Source organism: Herbiconiux daphne, assembly GCF_024979295.1.
GTDB lineage: Bacteria > Actinomycetota > Actinomycetes > Actinomycetales > Microbacteriaceae > Herbiconiux > Herbiconiux daphnes.
In genome coordinates this window covers 1-592 of sequence record NZ_JANLCJ010000583.1, presented here as the reverse complement: position 1 = coordinate 592, position 592 = coordinate 1, and the positions used below count along the sequence as shown (strand labels likewise).

At 38.2% G+C, this 592-nt stretch carries 2 protein-coding genes; both read right to left on the bottom strand.

The window, feature by feature from the left end:
- Positions 1-301: hypothetical protein (locus N1032_RS26580; protein WP_259543657.1), on the bottom strand; the 301-nt coding region annotated here is incomplete at its 3' end.
- 40 nt (positions 302-341) lie between these two features.
- Positions 342-592: hypothetical protein (locus N1032_RS26575; protein WP_259543656.1), on the bottom strand; the 251-nt coding region annotated here is incomplete at its 5' end.

Genomic DNA, 592 nt, shown 5'->3' with positions numbered 1-592 from the left:
ATTGTCGCTTTTGCAATAATGCTACTTGTTGCTCAAGCTGTTTAATCTTCAATTCGTTCTTTTTCAACACTTGATTGTATAACTTACTACAATCTACGTTACCCCCTCCCCCTAATGGAATACTAATTCCAACATATCCCCCTTTATCCTCACCTTCATAGTAATGATAAGGGTTATTATCTTGAAACACACCGCCGTTAATAGTTGCTTGAGCGTGAGTAGTATCACAACTTACTTCACCATCTGTAACCCTCTCACTACTGCTAGCGGTGTTATTGTTAATGTAGGGTGCATCAGCCATAGCATTAAAGCTAAGAGCTACCAGAAGCCCTACAAGCCCTTTAGATAGCTTTGACAATTACGCACACCTCTTTTTTAAAACTACTATCATCATCACGCATAGCACAGATTTTAGCGCTATCGTTAACTAACTGATCATTCTTAACCAGTATAGGGAAATCAGCAGTTTCATTAGCAAAAACAAACTGATTAGCCCCCGTTGATAATCCGTTAACAGTGATAGCAAATTCACCATCTTGATTATCTTTAAGATGAACAATAATCATTGTCTCATCTACGCCCTTAGTAGTTG